At 67.8% G+C, this 20809-nt stretch carries 20 protein-coding genes; 10 read left to right on the forward strand and 10 right to left on the reverse strand.

What is annotated here, in order from left to right; genetic code table 11:
• Positions 1-467 precede the first annotated feature (467 nt).
• The 4 genes from ACIBK2_RS39695 to ACIBK2_RS39710 all read right to left on the reverse strand — a co-directional run bounded on the left by ACIBK2_RS39695 (position 468) and on the right by ACIBK2_RS39710 (position 3663).
• On the reverse strand, positions 468-1091 hold the full coding sequence (locus ACIBK2_RS39695; protein ID WP_396975345.1) for a hypothetical protein: 624 nt from the start codon (positions 1089-1091) through the stop codon (positions 468-470).
• A gap of 203 nt (positions 1092-1294) precedes the next feature.
• The gene (locus tag ACIBK2_RS39700; RefSeq protein WP_396975347.1) at positions 1295-2539 is read right to left on the reverse strand and encodes a serine hydrolase; all 1245 of its coding nucleotides are present in this window, start codon (positions 2537-2539) and stop codon (positions 1295-1297) included.
• Positions 2540-2638: 99 nt separating this feature from the next.
• Positions 2639-2842, reverse strand: coding sequence for a hypothetical protein (locus ACIBK2_RS39705; protein WP_396975349.1), 204 nt, complete (start codon positions 2840-2842; stop codon positions 2639-2641).
• Between the two features lie 86 nt (positions 2843-2928).
• Positions 2929-3663 carry a GntR family transcriptional regulator gene (locus tag ACIBK2_RS39710; RefSeq protein WP_396975351.1) on the reverse strand — a complete coding sequence of 245 codons (735 nt, stop codon included), beginning with the start codon at positions 3661-3663 and terminating at the stop codon, positions 2929-2931.
• A 167-nt stretch (positions 3664-3830) separates the two neighbouring features.
• Here ACIBK2_RS39710 and ACIBK2_RS39715 point away from each other — a divergent pair, with 167 nt between their 5' ends.
• From ACIBK2_RS39715 to ACIBK2_RS39730, 4 genes are read left to right on the forward strand one after another with little or no spacing between them, the layout of a single operon-like run.
• Complete coding sequence (locus ACIBK2_RS39715; protein ID WP_396975353.1) at positions 3831-4223, forward strand: hypothetical protein; 393 nt, start codon at positions 3831-3833, stop codon at positions 4221-4223.
• Positions 4224-4253: 30 nt separating this feature from the next.
• On the forward strand, positions 4254-4892 hold the full coding sequence (locus tag ACIBK2_RS39720) for a hypothetical protein (RefSeq protein WP_396975355.1): 639 nt from the start codon (positions 4254-4256) through the stop codon (positions 4890-4892).
• A complete protein-coding gene (locus ACIBK2_RS39725) occupies positions 4889-5617 on the forward strand; it encodes an ESX secretion-associated protein EspG (protein WP_396975357.1) in 729 nt (242 codons plus the stop codon). Before ACIBK2_RS39720 ends, ACIBK2_RS39725 begins: the two co-directional genes overlap by 4 nt.
• Before the next feature lie 30 nt (positions 5618-5647).
• Positions 5648-6496, forward strand: a complete 849-nt coding sequence (locus ACIBK2_RS39730) for a polyphosphate kinase 2 family protein (RefSeq protein WP_396975359.1) — start codon at positions 5648-5650, stop codon at positions 6494-6496.
• A 52-nt stretch (positions 6497-6548) separates the two neighbouring features.
• Here ACIBK2_RS39730 and ACIBK2_RS39735 read toward each other — a convergent pair whose 3' ends face one another.
• Positions 6549-7409: an LLM class flavin-dependent oxidoreductase gene (locus ACIBK2_RS39735; RefSeq protein WP_396975361.1), complete on the reverse strand. Its 861-nt coding sequence runs from the start codon at positions 7407-7409 to the stop codon at positions 6549-6551.
• 227 nt (positions 7410-7636) lie between these two features.
• Between ACIBK2_RS39735 and ACIBK2_RS39740 the strand changes: the two genes are divergently transcribed.
• Together ACIBK2_RS39740 and ACIBK2_RS39745 are read left to right on the forward strand one after the other, a co-directional pair.
• Positions 7637-8413 carry a DsbA family protein gene (locus tag ACIBK2_RS39740; RefSeq protein WP_396975363.1) on the forward strand — a complete coding sequence of 259 codons (777 nt, stop codon included), beginning with the start codon at positions 7637-7639 and terminating at the stop codon, positions 8411-8413.
• Complete coding sequence (locus tag ACIBK2_RS39745) at positions 8413-8979, forward strand: vitamin K epoxide reductase family protein (RefSeq protein ID WP_396975679.1); 567 nt, start codon at positions 8413-8415, stop codon at positions 8977-8979. Before ACIBK2_RS39740 ends, ACIBK2_RS39745 begins: the two co-directional genes overlap by 1 nt.
• Here ACIBK2_RS39745 and ACIBK2_RS39750 read toward each other — a convergent pair.
• A complete protein-coding gene (locus ACIBK2_RS39750) occupies positions 8976-10064 on the reverse strand; it encodes a S1C family serine protease (RefSeq protein ID WP_396975365.1) in 1089 nt (362 codons plus the stop codon). The two genes, ACIBK2_RS39745 and ACIBK2_RS39750, sit on opposite strands and share 4 nt — an antisense overlap.
• A 176-nt stretch (positions 10065-10240) precedes the next feature.
• Here ACIBK2_RS39750 and ACIBK2_RS39755 point away from each other — a divergent pair, with 176 nt between their 5' ends.
• Together ACIBK2_RS39755 and ACIBK2_RS39760 are read left to right on the forward strand one after the other, a co-directional pair.
• Positions 10241-11293, forward strand: a complete 1053-nt coding sequence (locus ACIBK2_RS39755) for an NAD(P)-dependent alcohol dehydrogenase (protein WP_396975367.1) — start codon at positions 10241-10243, stop codon at positions 11291-11293.
• Positions 11294-11346: 53 nt separating this feature from the next.
• The gene (locus ACIBK2_RS39760; protein WP_396975369.1) at positions 11347-12573 is read left to right on the forward strand and encodes an AI-2E family transporter; all 1227 of its coding nucleotides are present in this window, start codon (positions 11347-11349) and stop codon (positions 12571-12573) included.
• Here the strand turns inward: ACIBK2_RS39760 and ACIBK2_RS39765 are convergent.
• Complete coding sequence (locus tag ACIBK2_RS39765) at positions 12542-13867, reverse strand: hypothetical protein (protein WP_396975371.1); 1326 nt, start codon at positions 13865-13867, stop codon at positions 12542-12544. The two genes, ACIBK2_RS39760 and ACIBK2_RS39765, sit on opposite strands and share 32 nt — an antisense overlap.
• Before the next feature lie 95 nt (positions 13868-13962).
• Here ACIBK2_RS39765 and ACIBK2_RS39770 point away from each other — a divergent pair, with 95 nt between their 5' ends.
• On the forward strand, positions 13963-14520 hold the full coding sequence (locus ACIBK2_RS39770) for a TetR/AcrR family transcriptional regulator (protein WP_396975373.1): 558 nt from the start codon (positions 13963-13965) through the stop codon (positions 14518-14520).
• Between the two features lie 79 nt (positions 14521-14599).
• Positions 14600-15331, forward strand: a complete 732-nt coding sequence (locus tag ACIBK2_RS39775; RefSeq protein ID WP_396975375.1) for a ZIP family metal transporter — start codon at positions 14600-14602, stop codon at positions 15329-15331.
• Positions 15332-15392: 61 nt separating this feature from the next.
• On the opposite strand, the gene ACIBK2_RS39780 is transcribed toward ACIBK2_RS39775, so the two are convergent.
• From ACIBK2_RS39780 to ACIBK2_RS39790, 3 genes are all read right to left on the reverse strand, one after another.
• Positions 15393-17021, reverse strand: coding sequence for a DEAD/DEAH box helicase (locus ACIBK2_RS39780; RefSeq protein ID WP_396975377.1), 1629 nt, complete (start codon positions 17019-17021; stop codon positions 15393-15395).
• A gap of 355 nt (positions 17022-17376) precedes the next feature.
• Entirely contained in the window at positions 17377-19680 is a 2304-nt protein-coding gene (gene metE / locus ACIBK2_RS39785) for a 5-methyltetrahydropteroyltriglutamate--homocysteine S-methyltransferase (protein ID WP_396975379.1), read from the reverse strand.
• A gap of 90 nt (positions 19681-19770) precedes the next feature.
• The gene (locus ACIBK2_RS39790) at positions 19771-20643 is read right to left on the reverse strand and encodes a 3-hydroxybutyryl-CoA dehydrogenase (RefSeq protein ID WP_357385319.1); all 873 of its coding nucleotides are present in this window, start codon (positions 20641-20643) and stop codon (positions 19771-19773) included.
• Positions 20644-20809: the final 166 nt, after the last annotated feature.

Below are 20809 nucleotides of genomic sequence, written 5' to 3' on the forward strand. Positions count from 1 at the left end.
GCATCCGCCCGGCAGTAGGGCCCTAATTCTCGGAATCCGCCCGGCAGTAAGGCCCTAATCCGGGTGTGCGATCCCGATAGAGGGTGCCGATTCCGTTGCCCGCGTAGGGGATTGGAAGGTGCTCACCCGTTGTTTGACCTGCACACCCGGTATAGCGGGTGTGCAGGTTAAACAACGGGTGAGCCGTTCAGCGCAGGCCGTGCTGTACCCGGATTCACCACAGATCCGCACCCTCACTCGGGATCTGCACTCGGAATAGGGCCCTACAGTCAGTGCAGATCCCGAGTGAGAGTGCGGATCTCGGCACCGACTGCGTGAGTCACCGTGCTGGCGTAGCAAGCGTTCTTCGCACACCTGCCTCGTCCCCTGGGGGGATTCACAGAGCATCGATACGCCTCACAGGGTATGTAGTCCTTGTGAGGCGTGGGGAACCTCTGTGGGTTCGACGGACGAGCGCTGGGTGCGGGTTAGCTGCCTGCGCTGCCGGTGGTGGGGCGGGCGCGGCGTAGTTCGCAGGCGGCGTGGTCGGCGTCGGGGCGGTCTTCGCCGATGCGGGCGCAGCCCTTGGCGGTGTAGCCCTGGGCGTCGTAGCCCTGGCGGTCGTAGCCCCATTTGTCGTAGCCGGATCGGTTGTAGCCGGAACGGTCGTAGCCCCAGTGGTCGAAACCGGCTCGGTCATAACCGAATCGATCGAAGCCGTAGATGTCGAAGCCGTCGGGGCCATAGCCGTCGTCGGGATCTTGGGGCTTGGGGAAGGTGGGGGTGGTGACGGGTGGTTCGGTGGTGACCGGAGGGGTGGTGACCGGCGGTTCGGTGGTCACCGGAGGGGTGGTGACCGGCGGTTCGGTGGTCACCGGAGGGGTGGTCACCGGCGGCGCAGTGGTCACTGGGGGCGCGGTGGTGATCGGCGGGGCGGTGGTGATCGGCGGGGCCGTGGTTACCGGCGCGACGGTGGCGGGTGTGGCGGGGCTCGGATCTGGGGTTGCGAATGCGGGGATGACGAGTGTCGCGGGGCCGAGCACCAACGTCGCGGCCACGGCGGCCAGCACGACCGACTGCCGCACCGTGCGCGGTCTTCTCCACTGCGACATATTCGACCTCCATCGAGAAATGAGCGCGCTTACCGCACCCGAATCCCCTATCGGTGGAATGTCCAATTTCGATACACGACAGTGACTTTCCCGACTACCTACTTTTTGGGGCTTGAAAGAACCACCGGTCACGACTAGGGCGTCGAACACACAGCTGAGCACCGTTTATGCGCTCGCATAAACGGTGCGCGGCTATCGGTGATTCATAGCCAGGTCGGCTGGGCGATGGGCGCGATAGTGTCGGAGATCTGCGCGACCAGTTGCCATGGCCGCTGTGTGTCGGTGGTCGCCTTGCCGCTGGTCAAGATGGCACCGGACAGGTCGCGGGCCGGGTCGGCCCAGCCGTACTGAGTGGTCAGTCCGCTGCGGCCGAAGTGGGTCTGGGTGTTGCGCCCGAACTTCGATCGGCGTCCGCCGAGTTCGAAGCCTGCTCGACTCACCCGTCCGGCCAGGCCGGGTATGCGGTTCGCCGGTTGTATCGCGTCACGCAGCGTGTCCGTCCGCATGATCCGCACGCCGTCCAGTTCCCCACCGCGACTGAGGATTTCGTAGAAGCGCGACAACTCGACTGCCGTGGTGACGAGGTTGCCGGACGGAAGTTCGGCGGTGAGGAAGCTCCGGGTCGCGGCATCGGAGATCGCCCCGCCCATCCCGCCGCCGAGTGCCTTGCGCGCCAGGAACTTCGAGATGCGCGACGGCCCAGGCCCGGTCTTCACCCCGGCCACCACCTGGTCGACCTCCTCGGCCCGCACCCCGAAGTTGTTCCAGCGGAACCCCAATGGCTCGAGCACCTGCTCGGCGAGGTGCTCACGCATCCGTTTTCCGGTAGCCCGCTGCACCAGCAGCCGCTGAATCAGCCCACTCGTCATCGCGTGATAAATACGGAACCGGCCCGGCGGCCAACTAGGGACCAGATCGGCCAATCCCTGAACAGCCAATTCCTCGTCGACCACCAATTCGAACCCTTTATAGGGCGGTGTCACGAACGGCACACCAGCCGAATGCGACAGCACGTGGCCGATGGTGATCCGTTCTTTGCCATTGGCGGCGAATTCCGGAATGTACTGGCACACCGGATCGTCGAGCCGGAACGCCCCCTGCTCGATCAGCATGAACATCAGCGCCGCCGCAACGCCCTTGGCGGTGGAGAACCCGCAGAACGGCGTCTCCGGCGTCGCGAGCACCTTCGCCGCATCCGGCCCGTCCCCCGGCGCATTCCCCCAGCCGTGCCCGATGGCCCGGTTCAGCACGATCTTCCCGTCGCGTCGCAGACACACCTGAATCGCGGGCGTGGTCCCCAGCCGATACCAGTCCCGCACCGACTCCCACAGCGCCTCGACCTCGCGCGCGGACACCCCGGCCGCCGCCGGATCGTCCTCGGCGCCGATCGTCGTCACCGAGTCCACATCCTCGGCAACCGTCACCAACGTGCTCGGGAGTGTGCTCATTTGCCCAGCATATCGACCTCGATCTGAGATCAGGATGAGAGAAAGTCCTGCTCGCCGCAGACTCGGTCCGCGGCGCGCAGGCCTTCGGAACGCACCGCATCAGTCCGGATCGTCCGGCACGGACGGCGCCGCGGCGAGCTCGACCATGCTCCGCAACATCGCCGGCGCCACGGCGAATTCGAATTCGTTTCCGCCGCTGTCGAAGACGAACGTCAGGTACTCGTCTCGATGGACGGGTGCGAGTCGGACCGAGCAGTGCTCGTCGACGATCACCCAGCTACCGATGGTCAAATGATCGAACATCGCACCTCCCACCCGTTGGCCTATGCCACTGTCGATGTGCGGACTATGCCATCCTGCGCACACGGGTGTCAATGCGGAAAAAGTGGCTATGACCTGCTGGAATGTTCCTTTTGGAACCTCCATTGTTCCGGCGGGTGGACGATCTCGTCGAGCTGGATCACCGTGCCGTCCGCGGCGTGCAGCGTGAGCTGATAGACCAGCACGGCGGCGGGCCTGGCCAGCGCGAGCCGACGCCGCTCGTCGGCGGTGGCGAGCCGGGCGCCGACCCGATCGCGCAGGTACGCCACCCGGCGGTCGGTCACCGATTCGAGGTAGCGCAGCGTCCCGTCGGCCAGTCGCTCGGCGCGCAGCAGCCGGGGCGCGACCTCGGCGAGCTCGCTCGCGAACCAGGACGTGCCCAGCTCGGCAACACGAGATCCGTTGCTGGTCAACCACTTCCGCATCAGCGCCGTACTCCCCTTCGGCAGGCCGAGCACCTCGGCGACCTGGTCGGGAGCGGCAACGATCGCGGCCTCGAGCACGGTTACCGACACCCCCTCGGCAAAGGCCGATCCGTACTTCGGCACCCGATCGCGCATGGCCGGACCATCGGCCCGATCGACCACATAGGTTCCGGAGCCACGCCGCGACTCCACAATTCCCTGCTGCCGCAACGTATTCAGCGCCTTGGCCGCAGTCGGCCGGGCCACCCGCCACTGCGCGGCGAGCTCGCGCTCGGACGGAACCTCGTCGCCGGGTGCCAGCTCACCGCGCTCGATCCGATCGCGGAGGTACCCCGATATCCGCAGATATTTCGGCAGCACTTCGTCGAATTCGGGCACCGGTCGCCTCTCTGCGCGTACCGCTCAGGCCACTGGTCAGTGTAACAATCGTGCCTCACATCACAGCGGGAGTGCGCGGCCATCCAGGTCCCGGCGGGCCTTACCGCCCGGTAGAGTGCCCAACGGAGTACGGCGCTACGAACTGGACCAGCAGAGGGGGTTTCCAGATGGCGGTACCGGACACCGGGCAGGGGACGGCAAGGCAACTGTACGCGGCGGCCACCGGCGCCGGCCCCGGCCAGCCCTTCGAGCTGGCGTCCGACGTCGCCGAAAACCTCGCTGCCGCTTGCGACAAGCTGGTCGAGGACCTGCATCAGGCAATGGCCACCGGACATCTCGTCACCGACGTGACCGGATTCCCGAATCTGCCCAGCGGACAAGGCCTTACCCGCGGCTTCGACGACAAGGGCAGGCAATACCTGGACACCCTGGCGGCCTTCCAGGAGACCGCGCTGCTGTTCAAGGCGGCATATCTGGCGGCGGGCAAGCGATTCGCCGACGCCGAAGCCGCGAACAAGGCGGCCATCGACCTGGTCGCCGAGCACCTAGAGGCCCGATGATTCCGCACGGCGACGGCTGAGGGGGCCGCCATGGCAGATTCCGCGGCCCGCGCGGCCGCCGAGACGATCCGCCAGGAGCTGGCCGGATTACGTACCGGCGCAACCGATCCCGCCTACGCGCCGGATCGCGAACGCTTCGGTTCCTATAGCCACCAGGAGATCTGGGACCTCGTCCACGAGGCGCTCGACCCGGCCGCGCTCGGCCAGGCGTCGGCGGCGTGGCAGGCCAACGCGGACGCGCTCGCCGAAGCGTTCCAGGCCTTTTCCGACGTCGCCAACCGGGAATTCGCGCACTGGTCCGGCCGCGCCGCCGACGCCGCATTGCGTGCCACCAGGGAGTTCGTCCTCGCCGGTACCGCCGCGCACGAGGTCTGCCGCACTGTCGCGCGCTTGATCGAGTTGAATTGCGATGCCGCGCAAACGATCCGGGGCGCCATCCCGCCGCCGCTACCCTACCGGCCGCTGGACGACCCGGCGGCCGAGGCAGTCTACGGCGGCAAACGGCGGATGGCGCACGACAGTGCCGCGGCCGATATCGAAGCCGATGTCCGCGACACGATGACCTACGTCTACGTCCCGACCATGCCCGCCACCGGCAACCACGTGCCCCGCTTCACCCCACCACCCGACGGACCACAGCCCGCGGGCAACGGGGGCGCCGCGCAGTGAAATGGGTACTCACCCCGGACGAGTTCTCACACGTCTGGGAAAACGAAACCAGCCTCGACCGCAGGCCCTACCCGGTCAACATGGTGCCCGCCGCCACCGTACGCACTGAATCCGAGTACGCCGCACTGCGTTTGCCGCAACGCTTCGCCCGCCAGGCCGACCCCGACCTGGCCGCCGCGCTCATGCTGTGCGGCCGCTCCGACGCGACCACCATCACCGTCTCCGGCGATCGAAATACGCCGCCGCGCAACGGCTCCGGGCCCGACACCGAGCGCATCCTGGCCTACGCCGCGGTGGTGCACAATCACGCGGGCATCCTGGTCGCCACCCCGGACAAGGTGACCGTGCTGATGTGCCACGCCCGTCAGGTCGGCGAGCGCCTGGTGCAGATCATCGGCCCGGCCCCGGCGGGCAAGCTCGGCACCATGCGGGAACCGCAGGACGCGGTGCTCAGCCAGGAGCGCACCGAGCCGTTCGGCACCAACGGGCAGCGCGGCGCCGCCCGTTTCCGGCAGACGCTGCGCAAGCCGGTCGACGGGCGCGGCTTCCTGACCGTCACGGTGGAACCCGACAACCCGATGTCACCGCCCACCCGCCACCGCACCTGGCTCGATTTCACCGGCGACGGGCGCTACCTGTTGACCACATCGCAGGACCTCATCCTCACCCCGGTCTCCGACGACGACTTCGCGGCCCAACTGATCAGTCTCGCGCACATCCGCTGAGCGGGGTCCCCACTGTGGTAGTTGTGGGAGATGGCGAAGAAGCGCTGGTCCGTTCCGGCTACCGAGGCCCTGAAAGCCGATGGATTGCGGATCGCTGACCTGGACACCTCCGGCACGCCCGGCTTCAAGGGCGACAAGGCGGCAGGCCAGGAGCTGCTCGCCGAGCGCACCGAGGTGCTGTCGGCACTGCAGGAGCGGCTCTATGCCAATGGGCGGTCCGGTGATTCACGCAGCGTGCTGCTGGTGTTGCAGGGCATGGACACCGCGGGCAAGGGCGGCATCGTCCGGCACGTCATCGGCTCGGTCGACCCGCAGGGCGTCGACCACCACGCGTTCGGCGTGCCGACCGACGAGGAGAAACGCCACCACTACCTGTGGCGCATCCGCAAGGCGCTGCCGCGCGGCGGCCAGCTCGGCGTGTTCGACCGTTCGCACTACGAGGACGTGCTGGTGGTGCGGGTGCACAACCTGGTCCCCGAAGCGGAGTGGGAGCCGCGCTACGACGAGATCAACGCCTTCGAGCGCGAACTCGTCGACGAGGGCACCACGGTGGTGAAGGTGGCCATGTTCGTCTCGCTCGACGAACAGAAGAAGCGGCTGATGGAGCGGCTGGAACGGCCGGACAAGTACTGGAAGTTCAATCCGTCCGACATCGACGAGCGCGCCTACTGGCCCGCCTACCAAGAGGCGTACCAGGCCATGCTCGACCGCACGAACACCGATTACGCGCCGTGGCATGTGATCCCGACCGACCGGAAGTGGTTCTCCCGCCTCGCGATCACCGAACTGCTCATCGACGCGCTGGAACGACTCGACCTCGAGTGGCCCGAAGCGAAATTCGACGTCGAGGAGCAGAAGCGCCGCCTCGCCGACGCCTGAGCTCGGTGGCGGCGCACCCGCCGCTACCGATTTCCGTTGGGCGCGAGCCTTTTTACACCAGCGGGCGAACCTGCTCGGCAACGAAGCGGATGAAGGCCGCCGGGTCCGGCTCGTCCGCGGCAGGCTGGATGATCACGGTATTCGCGCCGGCGTCGGCCAACTTGCGGACGGCGTCGGCCACGGCGTGCGCGTCACCCGCGACGCCCGCTCCCGGCGCATGCTGCGGCGTGCGCTCCGCGGCAAGCCGCGCTGCGGCGTCCGGGCCGGTGACCGCGAGCAGACTCGCGACAACCACGTGCTCGTCGGTCCGCCCGGCCGCGGCACGTCCCTCGTCGATCAGCGTCCGCGCGGCACGCACACCGTCCGCGTCGGTGATCGAATCCAGCAGCGTCCCATCGGCATGCGAACCGCACAGCCGAATCGAGCGCGGCCCCCGCGCACCGGCGTAGATCCGCGGCGGCACGAGCGGCGGCCAGTCGAGCGCCACGTCGTCGAGCCGCACATAGCGGCCGTCGGTGCTGACGCGTTTGCCTGCGAGCAACGCCCGCAACGCATCCAGATACTCGCCGAGCAACGTCACTGGGGAATCGACCCGCGCACCGACCTGACCCATCCAGTCCTGCACGCCGTGCCCGACGCCGAGCAGCACTCGATCGGGAAACAGCCGGTCGAGCGTGGCCGCCTCCATTGCGGTCAACGCCACGTTCCGCAACGGCACCGGCAGCAGTCCGATGCCGACCTGCAGTCGCTCGCTCCACGCCAAAGCCGCTGCGGCACTGGCTATTCCACTCTCCAGGAAGCAGTCCTCCCAGAGCCACAACTGCTCCAGCCCGGCCGCCTCGGCGACACGGACCGCGGCACGCAGCCGCTCGGGTGGATTCTGCGGACGAAATACGGCACCGAGGACAGTCACCCGCCCATTCCTACCCGGCGGGTACGACATCCGGGCGATCCCCACGACCGCGTCTGTGCCCGATATTTCGGAATCTCTCAGGTTCACCCAGGATGATGTGGCCGTGGCCCGATTAGAGCGCTTGCGAGTCGCGCATGCGCGAGGCCGCCCACGCGGGGTTCGCTTTCCGGCTCTACCATCGTGGCGGCAGGTACCGGCAGTCGAGCGAAAGGCGTGGTGAACGCACGGTGAGCAAGAACCCGGGTGGGAAGAAGAACCCGCTGCTGGCGGCGGATCGCAGCGAGCGCAACCGCAAGATCTTCATCCAGGTGGCGGTGGCCGCCGTACTGATCGCGCTGATCGCGGCGATCGGCATCGGTGTCGCGGTGAAGAAGGCCCGCAAGGACGACCCCGGCGCCAGCCCGGCGATTCCGGCAGAGGTGAACCAGAACGCTTCGGGCATCACCGGCACGATCACCGACAACGGCTCGATCCGCATCGGCAAGGCCGGCGCGAAGACCACCGTCCGGGTCGTCGCCGACCTGCAGTGCCCCGCGTGCAAGGGCTTCGAGGCGGCCAACTCGCAGGTGCTCGACGACAACGTCAAGAACGGCACCATCGCGGTCGAATACAACGTGATCGCGTTCCTGGACAAGGCGTCGACCACCCGCTACTCGACCCGCGCGGCGAACGCCTCGTACTGCGTCGCCGAGGCGGACCCGACCAAATACATGGCCTGGCTGACCTCGATGTTCGCCCAGCAGCCCGCCGAGGGCGGCGCCGGTCTCACCAACGACAAGCTGGCCCAGATCGCGAAGGAAGCGGGCTACCCGGATTCGGTGGCGAGCTGCATCACGGATGTGAAGTACGACAAGTACATCCAGGCCCGCACCGATGAGGTGCTCAACAGCGGCATCAAGTCGACCCCGTCGGTCTTCGTCAACGGCAAGCAGATCCAGTCGAGCCAGGAGCTCATGGGCCCCGGCGGCCTCGCACCGGTGATCGCCGCCGCCGCGGCGCAGTGATCGTCGCCGCCCCGCCCCGGGCCGCCTGGATATTGCTTCTCGGCGGCCTGGCGGGTTGGCTGGCCGCGGTGGCGCTGACCGTCGAACGGTTCAAGCTGTTCACTGATCCGGGCTACACCCCCTCGTGCAGCATCAATCCGATCCTGTCCTGTGGCTCGGTGATGGTGACCAAGCAGGCCGCGGTCTTCGGGTTCCCGAACCCGCTCATCGGCGTCGTCGGCTTCTCCGTGCTGGTCACCCTCGCGGTGCTGTCCGTGGCCGGGATCGGGTTCCCGCGCTGGATCTGGGGCGGGCTGCTGCTCGGCCTGCTGCTCGGGGTCGGGTTCATCGGCTGGCTGATCTTCCAGAGCCTGTACCGGATCAACGCGCTGTGCCCGTACTGCATGGTGGTGTGGGCGATCATCACCCCGCTGCTCGCGGTGGTCATCGATCAGCTCTGGGGCGAGTCACGCGGGCCGCTGCGGATACTCGCGGAGTGGCGGTGGACGATCGTCGCGCTGTTCTACGCGGTGGTGCTGCTGCTGATCTTCCTGCGGTTCCAGGATTACTGGCTGTCGCTGGTCTAGTTCGGCGTGCCCAGCCCGAGCACAACGGTGACCGTGCGGCGGGCACCCGCGGGGTCGAGGATTTCGAGCTGGATCGTGTCGTCGGGCTTGTGCACGTTGATCGCGGCGTGCAAGGTCCGGGCCGAGGTGATCGGGCGCCCGTCCACGGACGTGATCACCTCGCCGTGGGTCAGCCCGGCCGCGTAGGCGGGTTGTCCGTAGATCGCCATATCGATCCGTGCCCCACCGGTTTTCGCGTCGGTGGTCAGCACGCCGAGGGTCGCGGTCGGCCCGATGTGCACGGTCTCGGTCGGCGTCCCGGAGCGGATCTGCCGGACCACCCGCATCGCGGTATCGATCGGCACCGCATAACCGTTCGGCGGTCTGCTCACCGCGCGCGCCGGATCGCCCGACGCGGCGGCGATCACCCCGATCACCGCGCCCTCGCGATCGGCGAGCGCCCCACCGGACTGCCCGGAGGTGACCGCCGCGGCGACCTCGAGCATCCCGGTGAGCGGCTTGCGGGACAGGTCGGCGGAATTCAGCGCGACAATGGTGCTGTCCAAATCGGTGAGGGTGCCCTGGATCGCCGTCGGCGTGCCGCCGACGCCGCCCGCGTTGCCGATCGCCATCACCTGATCGCGCACCCGAGCGTCGGCCGAGCTGCCGATGCGGGCGGTGGATAGCCCCGCCGCGCCGGACAGCGCGAGCAGCGCGATATCGGCGTCTGAGTCGTAACCGAGCACGATGGCGTCGTACTCGCGCCCGTTGCCGACATCGGTGACGGTGACCGTGTCCGCGCCCTTGACCACGTGATGGCTGGTCAGCACCTGCCCGTCCGCGGTGAGCACGATGCCGGACCCGGCCGCGCCGAGCCCGAACGGCTTGGTCGAGGCGCTGACATCCACCAGCGCCGGATCGACGACGGCGGCGACGACCGCCGGATCGAGCGGCGGCGGCGCGACCTCGACGATCGGCGCGGCCACCTCGCTCGCCCCGCTCTGCCACCCGGGCAGCTCACCCCGATAGCCGAGGAATCCGGCCGCGGCAAGCAGCGCGGCGACGATCAACGCCAGCGCGCGGCCACCAAACCGTTGCTCATTCATTGTTCTCCGCCTCGATGCCTGCGAATTCCATTGTGGCCGGAGATCTTCACCGTAGATCAGAAAACGGTCCGGATGGCGGCCGATCACCGCCGAAATACCCGCGTGTCCGTATTTCAGCCATGTCCGTTATGTGTCGTGTTTGGCAACTCGTGGCATGCGGCGGTAGGCATGTATGCATGACAACTGCAGCCGCGTACGCCCTATCCAGTTCCGACGGCGCGTTCGAGAAGGTGACGATCGAGCGCAGGGACCTCGGTCCGCGCGATGTCTTGATCGACATCAAATACGCGGGCATCTGCCATTCCGACATTCACACCGCTCGCGACGAGTGGGGTGGCACCAAATACCCCGTTGTGCCCGGTCACGAGATCGCGGGCCTGGTCGCTGCCGTCGGTTCCGAAGTGAGCAAGTATCAGGTCGGCGACCGCGTAGGCGTCGGCTGCATGGTGAATTCCTGTGGGAAATGCGGGCCGTGTCTGGCCAACGAGGAGCAGTACTGCACCCGCGGCGCCACCATGACCTACAACGCGACCGTCGATCCGGCGGTCCAGGCCAACGGATACACGATGGGCGGCTACTCCACCCAGATCGTGGTGACCGAGAACTTCGTCGTCGGCATCCCCGAGGGCATCGGGCTCGACCAGGCCGCCCCGCTGCTGTGCGCAGGCGTCACCCTGTTCTCCCCGCTGCGGCACTGGAACGCCGGGCCGGGCAAGAAGGTCGCCATCATCGGCATGGGCGGGCTCGGGCACGTCGGCGTGAAGATCGCAGCCGCGCTCGGCGCGGAGGTCACCGTGCTCAGCCACTCGCTGAGCAAGCAGGAGGACGGCAAGCTGTTCGGCGCGAGCCACTACTACGCGACCAGCGACCGGGAGACCTTCCGCGAACTGCGCGGCAAGTTCGACCTCATCCTCAACACCGTCTCGGCCGATCTGCCGATCGATCACTACATGAAGCTGCTGAATCTCGACGGCACCCTGGTGATCCTCGGGCTTCCGGAAAACCCGATCAGCGTCAAGCCGTTCACCCTCGCGGGCCTTCGGCGCTCGCTGGCCGGTTCGTCGATCGGCGGCATCGCGCAAACCCAGGAGATGCTGAACTTCTGCGCCCAGCACGGCATCGGCGCGGAGATCGAGGTGATCTCGGCCGACGAGATCGACGGCGCCTACGACCGCGTGGTGGCCAGCGACGTCCGCTACCGCTTCGTCATCGACGTGTCCACCATGTAGTTGGTTGGCGGGTTGACCGGTGGACCCGCCCCGGCGTGGGTACGTTTGGCGATGTGGCCTCGGATGAAGACGACAGCGCGACACGGCCCACCGACGCACCGGCGGCGGCCACCGGCGACGCCGTGGTCACCGCGGAGATGACGACCGGTCCGCCGCCGTGGTTGCTGCGGGCGTTCCTGCTCGCTGCGGCGACAGTGGCCGGACTGTTCGCAGGCTTCTGGGCACTGACCCGGCTGCAAGGTCTGCTGACCATTCTGCTGGTCTCGCTGTTCCTGGCGTTCGCCATCGAACCGGCGGTGAACGCGCTCGCGCGCCGCGGGATGAAGCGCGGACTCGCCACGGGCGTGGTCTTTCTCGTCCTGGCCACCGTCGTCGTCGGCTTCTTCTGGGCGCTCGGCTCGCTGCTGATCGATCAGGTCACCACCCTGGTCAACAACGCGCCGCAGTATGCCGACCAGGGCATCGACTGGATCAACCACACCTTCAAGACGAACCTGTCCGGCACCGACATCGAGAAATACACCAGCAACTGGAGCAAGTATCTCGAGGGCGCGGCCGGAAACGCCTGGGATATCGGCACTCGGACGGTCGGGGTGGTCTTCCAGTCCCTCGGCGTGCTGCTGTTCACCTACTACTTCGCCGCCGACGGCCCGCGTTTCCGCAACGCCGTATGCTCGCTGCTGCCGCCGCGCAAGCAGCGACATGTGTTGCGCGCCTGGGATATCGCGGTGGAGAAGACCGGCGGCTACATCTACTCGCGCGGCTTGCTCGCGCTCGCGTCCACGATCGCGCACTATGTCGCGTTGCGCGTGCTCGATGTACCGTCGGCCTTCGCGCTCGCGCTGTGGGTCGGCGTCGTCTCGCAGTTCATCCCGACGGTCGGCACCTACCTGGCCGGCGCGCTGCCGGTCATCGTCGCGCTGGTGCACAGTCCCTCCGACGCGCTCTGGATCCTCGGCTTCATCGTGGTGTACCAGCAGTTCGAAAACTATGTGCTGCAACCGAGAATCACCGCGACCACCCTGGACATGCACCCCGCCGTCGCGTTCGGCGCGGTGCTGGCGGGTGCCGCCTTACTCGGCGCGACCGGTGCGCTGCTTGCCATTCCGGTCACCGCGACCGTGCAGGCCTTCGCCGGGGCCTACGTCCGGCGCTACGAGGTGCAGACCGATGTCGACCACGACGCGCCGCTGCCACCGGCACCGCCGAAACCTCATCGAAAGTGGGCTCGCCAGTTGACCATTCGATTCACCGGCGCAGATCGGCCGACGGGCGAGTAGTCGCGCACCGGCGGATCTGCTCGATCAGTGCCAGCGTGACCTTCGCCATCTGCCCGCGACTGTGTTGCGCGGTGTCGTGCTCGACCTGAATGGTGAGCCGATCGCCGACCGTGAAGACGGTGAGCTTCGGCGGCATGCCCGGTCCCATCGCGAAGACGTCGTCGCGCACATGCCGGACACCCGCCGGTGTCGAATATGCTGGCAGGCGGCCGATATTGGACATGGCCAGGGTGGGCGCGGCGGCAAACGCGGCGGCCGTCGCCGCATCCGTGACGCGCTGTGCGGCCAGTGGGAATCGGCCCGCGTCGTGTCGTTCCGCCGCGGCTTGCATGCCTGCCGTCACCAGGAGACCGAGACCGATCGGGCTGTCGTCCGGCTCGACCTCCGCCGCGGTGCCGACGCCTGACGCGAAATTCACCATCGTGTTCGCGGGCACCGGCGGCGTCAGCTCGCCGCGGACGTCGACGGCGTGCCCGCAGATCATCGGCAGCGCTCCGGTGCCCGGGTCGATCTCGGTACGGAACGCGACCAGCGCCGCGCCGGTGAGCAAGCTGTTGACCGAGATACCGTGCGCGCGAGCGGAATCCACCAGCGCCTTGGTTTCGGCGGCGTCCAATTCGATGCGCCGCACCGCGAATCGTCCGAGCGGATCGTCACCACTTCCGTCCCCGTCGTCGGGTAGCTGCCGCGGCGCCGCCGCCGGGTCGATCATCGTCACGCCCGCGCGGACGAGTTCCAAGAACTCGGCCACCTCGGCATCGGAAAACACCTCGGCGAGAAGGGCATCCATCGCCGCGGGCAACGACTGGTCCGAATCGTCCACCGGCAGCGGCCTTCCCGCGAGGTGCGCGGTGTAGCGCCGCCAGAACTCCGCGAGCAGCGCGAAAGCCGATCGGCCATCGGAGATTCCGTGATGGATGATCAACACCAGCTGCTGGCGCTCCCCCGCACGCAGCAGCTGGGCACGGAACAACCCGTCGGTCCAGTCCCGCGGACCGTTCACCAGCCGCAGATAGTCGGCCTCGTCGCCGTCCGCGATGTCCAGGCGCGGGCGATAGTCGTCGTCGCGGAGCAGGTGCATCGTGCCGTCGGCCTCGGTCACCACCTTGCTGCGCAGCAAGGGGTGGATGGCGGCCAGTTCGCCGAAGACGCGGCGCAGGATCTCGGCCTCGAGCACGCCGTGCACGGTGGAGCCGATAAACAGCGGCATGCCACCGGTCGGCACGCTGCCGAGCTTGGTGCCGGTACCGAAGAACGTGGTTTCGAAGGGGGAAATGGGACGCTGTGCGGTCATGCCCCGACCATACGCACGTTTCAAACGCTTGTCACAAACGAATGTGTGAAACGATTGTCACAAACATGCGTATGCCCGGCTGCTATCGTGCGGAGGTGGGAACCCGAGACGACCTCCTCGCCGCGGCCAAGCAGTGCCTGGCCGAACGCGGCTACGCGCGCACCACCGTGCGCGACATCGTGGCCGCCTCCGGCACCAATCTTGCGGCGATCAACTATCACTTCGGCACCCGCGACAAGCTGCTCAGCCAGGCCATGATGGAGTCGAGCGCGACCGCGGTGCAGGCGATCCTGGACTCGCTGCCCGCCGACGACACCGCCGATCCGGCCGCGCGGCTGCGCGCCTTCCTCCAGCAGCTGATCGCCTCGTTCACCGCGGACCGGCTGCTCTGGTCGGCCAATATCGAGAGTTTCGTACAGGCGCTGCACTCCCCCGAGCTGCGCACCGAACTCGGCACCGCGCAAAGCCAAGCGCGCGAAGCACTTTCGCACGTCTTCGACACCGCGACACCCGATCCCGCCGTCGGCGCGGTGCTGCAGACCATGATCGGCGGACTGCTCGTCCAATGGCTGGTCGACCCCGCCAACGCGCCCTCCGCCGAGACCATCGCCGCGGGCCTGCGCGCGCTGGCCGCGGGGCTCGCCGCGGCCTGACCGGCACCGGGCGACCGCCCGGCGAACTCGTCGGCCCGTGCTAACGTTCCCGCCCGTGCCGATCACCCATGCTGGAACGATGGCGATTCTGCTGGCGCTGGTGTCGATGTGCGCCACACTGGTCGGTGGCTATGTCGCGGTGCGCATCGGCGACCGCAAACATCTGGTGCTCGGCCTGGCCGCCGGTGTGATGCTCGGCGTGGTCTTCTTCGATCTGCTGCCCGAGGCGCTGGAACAGTCCAGCCAACACGTGCTCGGCGTGCCCGCCGCATTGATCACCGCGGTGGTCGGGTTCCTCACCATCCACGTCATCGAGCGCGCGGTCGCCATCCACACCGGGCACGAGCAGGAATTCGGCACGCACACACACGGTTTCGAGTCCGTCGGCCTGCTTGCCGCGGCGGGCTTGATCTTTCACAGCCTGCTGGACGGTTTCGGCATCGGCCTCGGCTACCAGGCGGGCGCCACCGTCGGCGCCGCGGTGGCCATCGCGGTCATCTCGCACGACTTCGCCGACGGCTTCAACACTTTCACCATCTCGACCCTCTACGGCAACGCTCGCAAACGAGCACTGACGCTGCTCGCCCTCGACGCCATCGCCCCCGTCGTCGGCGCGATACTCGGCACCCTGATCCACGTCCCGCAGAGCGTGGTCGGCCTCTACCTCGGCTACTTCGCCGGCTTCCTGCTCTACCTCGCCACCGCCGACATCCTCCCCGAGGCGCACGCCGTGCACCCGTCCCGCCTCACCCTCGCCTGCACCGTGGCGGGCGCGGCACTCATGCTTGGCGTCGCCGCACTCAATCACTGAACGACGAAGGCCGCCTTCCCGTAATGGGAAGACGGCCTTGGTCTTTCAAGCTATGGAGCTACTACCGTCCGGCGCGGACGGCAGGTGCCTGCTCGCGAGTCGCGACGGTGCGGATGCGCGGCGCTCCGCTACGGGCGGAACGGCTCGCGGGGCGGCCTGCGCCATCAATGCCATGGGCCGCGGCACCGTTACCGCCACGACCATTCCGGCTCCGCGGCTGACCACCGCCGGCGAACGGCGCGGCGTCACCGGCACCACGTGCACCGCGACCACGCGACTGACCACCGGCGGCACCGCGCGAGACGGTGTCATCGGTGCCACGCGCATTGCGGCTACGCGGCTGGCCACCGGCAGCGGCGCCGTCCCGCGGACCACGCTCGCCACGACTGCGCGCCTGCCCGGCAGGTGCGCTGTAGCGACGATCGCCACCGCCACGACGGTTGCGGTTGCCCTGGGTATCGGCGTTCGAGCTCACCGGCACCGCGCTCGGCGCGACCCGCGGCGCGACGGTGCCGACCAGCGCCGTCACCGGTACCGAATCAGCGGTCACCCGCTGGGAAGCGACATTGATGTTGGCCTTGCGCAGCAGCGCCGCGACATCCCGGCGCTGCTCGGGCAGCACGACGGTGACGACGTCACCGGAGCTGCCCGCGCGGGCGGTACGCCCGGAGCGATGCAGGTAAGCCTTGTGCTCGGCCGGCGGATCGACGTGCACGACCAGCTCGACATCATCGACGTGCACGCCACGAGCCGCGATATCGGTCGCGACGAGCACCCGGGCCGAGCCGTTGGTGAAGGCGGCCAGGTTGCGGTCGCGGGCCACCTGCGACAGGTTGCCGTGCAGGTCCGTCGCGGGAATGCCAACCATGCTCAGCTGCTTGGCGAGCTTGCGGGCCTGGTGCTTGGTGCGCATGAACAGGATTCGACGCCCGGACCCGGCCGCGAGGGTCTCCACCAGGATGCGCTTGGCCTCGACGCCACCGACCTCGAACACGTGGTGGGTCATCGCGGGCACCGGCGAGTCCGCCGTGTCGACGGAGTGGTTGGCCGGGTTGCGCATGAACTGCTTGACCAGCTTGTTGACGCCGTTGTCCAGCGTCGCGGAGAACAGCAGCCGCTGCCCGCCGCTCGGGGTGGCGGCCAGGATGCGGGTCACCGCGGGCAGGAAGCCGAGGTCGGCCATGTGGTCGGCCTCGTCGAGCACGGTGATCTGCACGTCCTGCAGCGAGACCACGCGCTGACGCATCAGGTCTTCGAGCCGGCCGGGGCAGGCGACGACGATATCGACACCGGCCGAGAACGCCTTGGCCTGCCGGTGCTGGGAAACGCCACCCATGATGGTGGTCACCTTCAGCCCGGCGGCGGTGGCCATCGGCTCGAGCGCGGCGGCGATCTGGGTCGCCAGCTCACGGGTCGGCGCGAGGATCAGGCCGCGCGGACGACGGCCGGGGCGCTGCTCGCCGCCGGCCAGGCGGTCGACCATCGGGATGGAGAAGGCGAGCGTCTTGCCGCTACCCGTCTTGCCGCGGGCGAGCACGTCGCGACCGGCCAGGGTGTCGGGCAGCGTGGCCGCCTGGATGGGGAAAGGAGCGGTGATGCCACTCGCCGTGAGGGCGCCGACCAGCTTCGCGCCGACTCCGAGAGCGGCGAACGACGTGGTGGGGGCAGGGCTCGAAATAGGGGTTGTCATATGTGGTGGGTGTGCCTTCCAGGCATCGGGGTGTACCCCAGCGCTGCGCAGGACGGCGGTCCGTGCGTTCGGTGTTATGACACCCAGCTGAGGCGCCGACGCGAAAGGTAAGACATCCACGACGGATCGAGAGGAGCGTGAAGATCAACGCTTGCCTTTGGTAACTCTACCGCAACCTCGCGTATTCCTCGCCTTCAGACCGAGAGGTTCGCAAGTGGGTTACATCACCGTGCGTCAGACAAGGCATGACCGCCGATGTCGCACGGGCCACACCTCGACACCGCGGACGACCCGAGAACACGGCTCGAACGAAAACCGCCCCCTGCGAAAACAGGGGGCGGCCAACGTAGTTCGCCTACTCGTTCTCGAGCGCACGCCTGCGCACCCGGCGCGCCGCCGCGACCAGATTGCGCAACGACGGCTCCAACTGCCAGTAGTGCCGCGTCTTCAGGCCACCGTCCGGATTCGCCCATAGTCGGTCCGGCGTGATGGCTTCCGCTGCGGCGGTGAGCAATTCGTCCAGCTCGTCGATGTCCGGGATCCGCGCCGAGCGGCTTTCGTACACACCGGGGCCGACGCCGTGACTCAGCCCGTGATCGGTGCCGCTGTCCGCCTTGAGCGCCTTGACCACCCACTCGATCGAGCGGGTCGCCACGATCGCGGTGACGTCGCAGTCGAGTTCCTCGATCGCCTCGACCACCTCGGCCCGGCCGGAATACCCGATGTGCGTGTGGATCTGGGTTTCCGGCTTGACCCCGGAGGTGGCCAGCCGGAACGCGCCGACCGCCCAGCGCAGGTACTCCGCCCGGCCGGTCGGCCGCAGCGGCAGCATCTCGCGCAGTGCGGGCTCGTCGACCTGGATGATCACGATGCCCGCCTTCTCCAGGTCGGCCAGCTCGTCGCGGATGGCCAGGGCCACCTGGTCCGCGGTCTCGTGCAGCGGCAGGTCCTGCCGGACGAACGAGCGGGCGAGCATGGTGACCGGCCCGGTGACCATGCCCTTGACCGGCTTGTCGGTCAGCGACTGGGCGTAGCTGATCCACTCCACCGACATCGGCGCGGGCCGCGACACGTCGCCGTAGATGATCGGCGGTCGCACGCACCGGGATCCGTACACCTGCACCCAGCCGAAGTGGGTGGTCGCGAAGCCGTCCAGCAGCTCGGCGAAGTACTGGATCATGTCGTTGCGCTCGTGCTCGCCGTGCACCAGCACGTCGAGGCCGATGTCCTCCTGCAACCGGATCGTCGCCTCGATCTCGGCTTCGATCCGCTTCTTGTAGTCGTCGAAGGACAGTCGCCCCTGTCCGAGCTCGTAGCGCGCCTGCCGAATCTTGTTGGTCTGCGGGAACGAACCGAGCGTGGTCGCGGGCACCGGCGGCAGGTTCAGCTTGGCCTGCTGCGCCGTCCGGCGCACCGAATAGGGCTCGCGCGTACGCATTTCCGGCGTGACCGCGTAAACCCGTTGCCGCACCGCGTGCTTCTGCTTGAAGTGCACCTCGGTCGGCCGCTTGCGCCAGCTCTCCGACGGGCCGTCGGTGAGCGCCTTGGCGAGCGAAACCACCTCGCCCACCTTCTGTTTCGCGAAGGCGAGCCGGTCGGCCACGTTGCCGAGGATGTCGTACTCGATGAGCAGGTCGTACGGCACGTGCAGCAGCGTCGTCCCGGTCGACACGACCAGGTCCGGGCACACCTGCGCGAGCCGGTTCAGGTACTCCAGGGTGACGTGACGATCGGCCCGCCAGACGTTTTGACCGCTGATCACACCGGCGTACAGCCGCTTACGCCGAATACCGGGGATCTCCGCGAGGTCCTCCGGGGTGATCCGATAGCTGGACAGGTCCAGCCCGATGGCCTCCACATTGCTGGCCGCCAGGATCCGCAGCGCCTCACCGAAATCGCCGTACTGCCCGGTGACCAGCATCCGGGGACGCAACGGCGCCTTCGAAAGTCGTTGGTAGGCAGCCTCGAACGCGGCCAGCTCGGCGGGCGTGCGCTCGCTGGTGAACGCGGGCTCGTCCAGCTGCACGCAGGTCGAGCCGCGCTTGGCCAGGATCTCGAACAGCTGCTCGTACGCCGGGAGCAGCTTGTCCAGCAGCTTCAGCGTGTCGAACTCGTCCTGACCCGGAATCTGACCCGCCTTGGACAGCAGCAGCAGCGAGAGCGGGCCGAGCACGACCGGCCGCAACTCGATACCGCGCTCCTTGGCCCGGTCGAATTCGTCAAGCAGCGCCTCGGGGTGCAGCGAGAATTCGCTGTCGGCATCCAATTCCGGCTGCCGGTAGTGATAGTTCGTGCCGAAAAACCGCACCAGTTCCAGCGGCGGCACGTCCGGATTGCCGCGCGCCATCAGGAAATAGAAGTCCAGCGGGTCCAGTTCGTCGCGATACTGCTCGAACCGCTTGGGCACGGCACCGAACAACAGGGCGTTGTCCAGCACGTGGTCGTAGAACGAGAAGGTGTTGCCGGGGACCTGGGTCAACCCGGTGGCGGCGAGTTCGTTGAACTGCCGCTCCTGAATGTCACGGCCCACCGCGAGCAATTCGGCGCGGGGAATCGCACCGCGCCAATAGGCCTCGAGTGCCCGCTTGAGTTCTCGATGCGGCCCGATTCGCGGGTAGCCGAGGATGCTCGACCCGTAGCCGTCGGTCACGTTCACCATGAGCGCGCTGCTCCCTTCGATGGCTGTGCGGCGCCCACTAGGAACAATGGACGCCGCACGCTAAAGCGCCTGGGTTGAATCGAAACGAGCTCAGGCCCGGTTGTACTGGTAGAAACCCGCGCCGGTCTTCTTGCCGAGCAACCCGGCTTCGACCATACGCATGAGCAGCGGCGGCGCGGAGTACAGCGGCTCCTTGAATTCCTGGTACATCGAGTCGGCGATCGACTTGACGGTGTCCAGGCCGACCAGGTCGGTCAGCGCCAGCGGACCCATCGGATGCGCGCAGCCCAAGACCATCGCCTTATCCACGTCATCCTTGGTGGCGAAGCCGGACTCGACCATCCGGATGGCCGAGAGCAGGTACGGCACCAGCAGCGCGTTCACCACGAAACCGGAGCGGTCGGCCGAGCGGACGACCTGCTTGTCCAGCACGTCACCGGCGAACGCCTCGGCCCGCTTGGACACCTCCTCGCTGGTCTTCAGCGTGGTGACCAGCTCGACCAGCGGCAGCACCGGCACCGGGTTGAAGAAGTGCATGCCGACCACGCGCTCGGGCTGGGTGGTGGCGACCGCGATCTTCATGATCGGGATGGACGAGGTGTTGGAGGCCAGCACGGCGGACGGGTCGGTGACGACCTTGTCCAGCTCGGCGAAGATGGCGGTCTTGACCTTCTCGTCCTCGAGCACCGCCTCGACCACCAGCTGGCGGTCGGCGAAGTCGCTGAGGTCGGAGGTGAAGCGCAGTCGCCATGCGGCCTGCTCGCGCTCGCGCTCGGTGATCTTGCCGCTGCTGACGCCGCGGTCGAGCGAACGCAGGATGCGAGAGCGACCCGCGGCGGCCAATTCCCTGGTCTGTTCGAAGACGAGCACGTCGACGTGCGCCCTGGCACACACCTCCGCGATTCCGGCACCCATCTGTCCGGCACCGATGATGCCGACGCGTTGAATCTTCTCGCTGCTCACGTCCCGCTCCTGCTGTTGGTCTGGCTAGTCGGTGGCTGGAGGGGGTGTGCTCTGGTGTGAGCGACCCCTCGATAGTCCAAGTTATAGGGATGCCCTCCCTGCTGGGGCTGTTCAGCAGGGAGGGCTCTGCCTTCTGCGACGCCTGCGGCGACGCGTGTTTGCGGCC

The organism is Nocardia sp. NPDC050175 (genome assembly GCF_044459885.1).
Taxonomy (GTDB): Bacteria; Actinomycetota; Actinomycetes; order Mycobacteriales; family Mycobacteriaceae; genus Nocardia.

Coding starts and splice junctions, on each gene's coding strand:
- ACIBK2_RS39700 (WP_396975347.1), bottom strand. CDS start 2,539: ATGAGCACACTCCCGAGCACGTTGGTGACGGTTGCCGAGGATGTGGAC.
- ACIBK2_RS39715 (WP_396975353.1), top strand. CDS start 3,831: ATGGCGGTACCGGACACCGGGCAGGGGACGGCAAGGCAACTGTACGCG.
- ACIBK2_RS39695 (WP_396975345.1), bottom strand. CDS start 1,091: ATGTCGCAGTGGAGAAGACCGCGCACGGTGCGGCAGTCGGTCGTGCTG.
- ACIBK2_RS39755 (WP_396975367.1), top strand. CDS start 10,241: ATGACAACTGCAGCCGCGTACGCCCTATCCAGTTCCGACGGCGCGTTC.
- ACIBK2_RS39730 (WP_396975359.1), top strand. CDS start 5,648: ATGGCGAAGAAGCGCTGGTCCGTTCCGGCTACCGAGGCCCTGAAAGCC.
- ACIBK2_RS39705 (WP_396975349.1), bottom strand. CDS start 2,842: ATGTTCGATCATTTGACCATCGGTAGCTGGGTGATCGTCGACGAGCAC.
- ACIBK2_RS39780 (WP_396975377.1), bottom strand. CDS start 17,021: ATGACAACCCCTATTTCGAGCCCTGCCCCCACCACGTCGTTCGCCGCT.
- ACIBK2_RS39775 (WP_396975375.1), top strand. CDS start 14,600: ATGGCGATTCTGCTGGCGCTGGTGTCGATGTGCGCCACACTGGTCGGT.
- ACIBK2_RS39720 (WP_396975355.1), top strand. CDS start 4,254: ATGGCAGATTCCGCGGCCCGCGCGGCCGCCGAGACGATCCGCCAGGAG.
- ACIBK2_RS39750 (WP_396975365.1), bottom strand. CDS start 10,064: ATGAATGAGCAACGGTTTGGTGGCCGCGCGCTGGCGTTGATCGTCGCC.
- ACIBK2_RS39765 (WP_396975371.1), bottom strand. CDS start 13,867: ATGACCGCACAGCGTCCCATTTCCCCCTTCGAAACCACGTTCTTCGGT.
- metE (WP_396975379.1), bottom strand. CDS start 19,680: ATGGTGAACGTGACCGACGGCTACGGGTCGAGCATCCTCGGCTACCCG.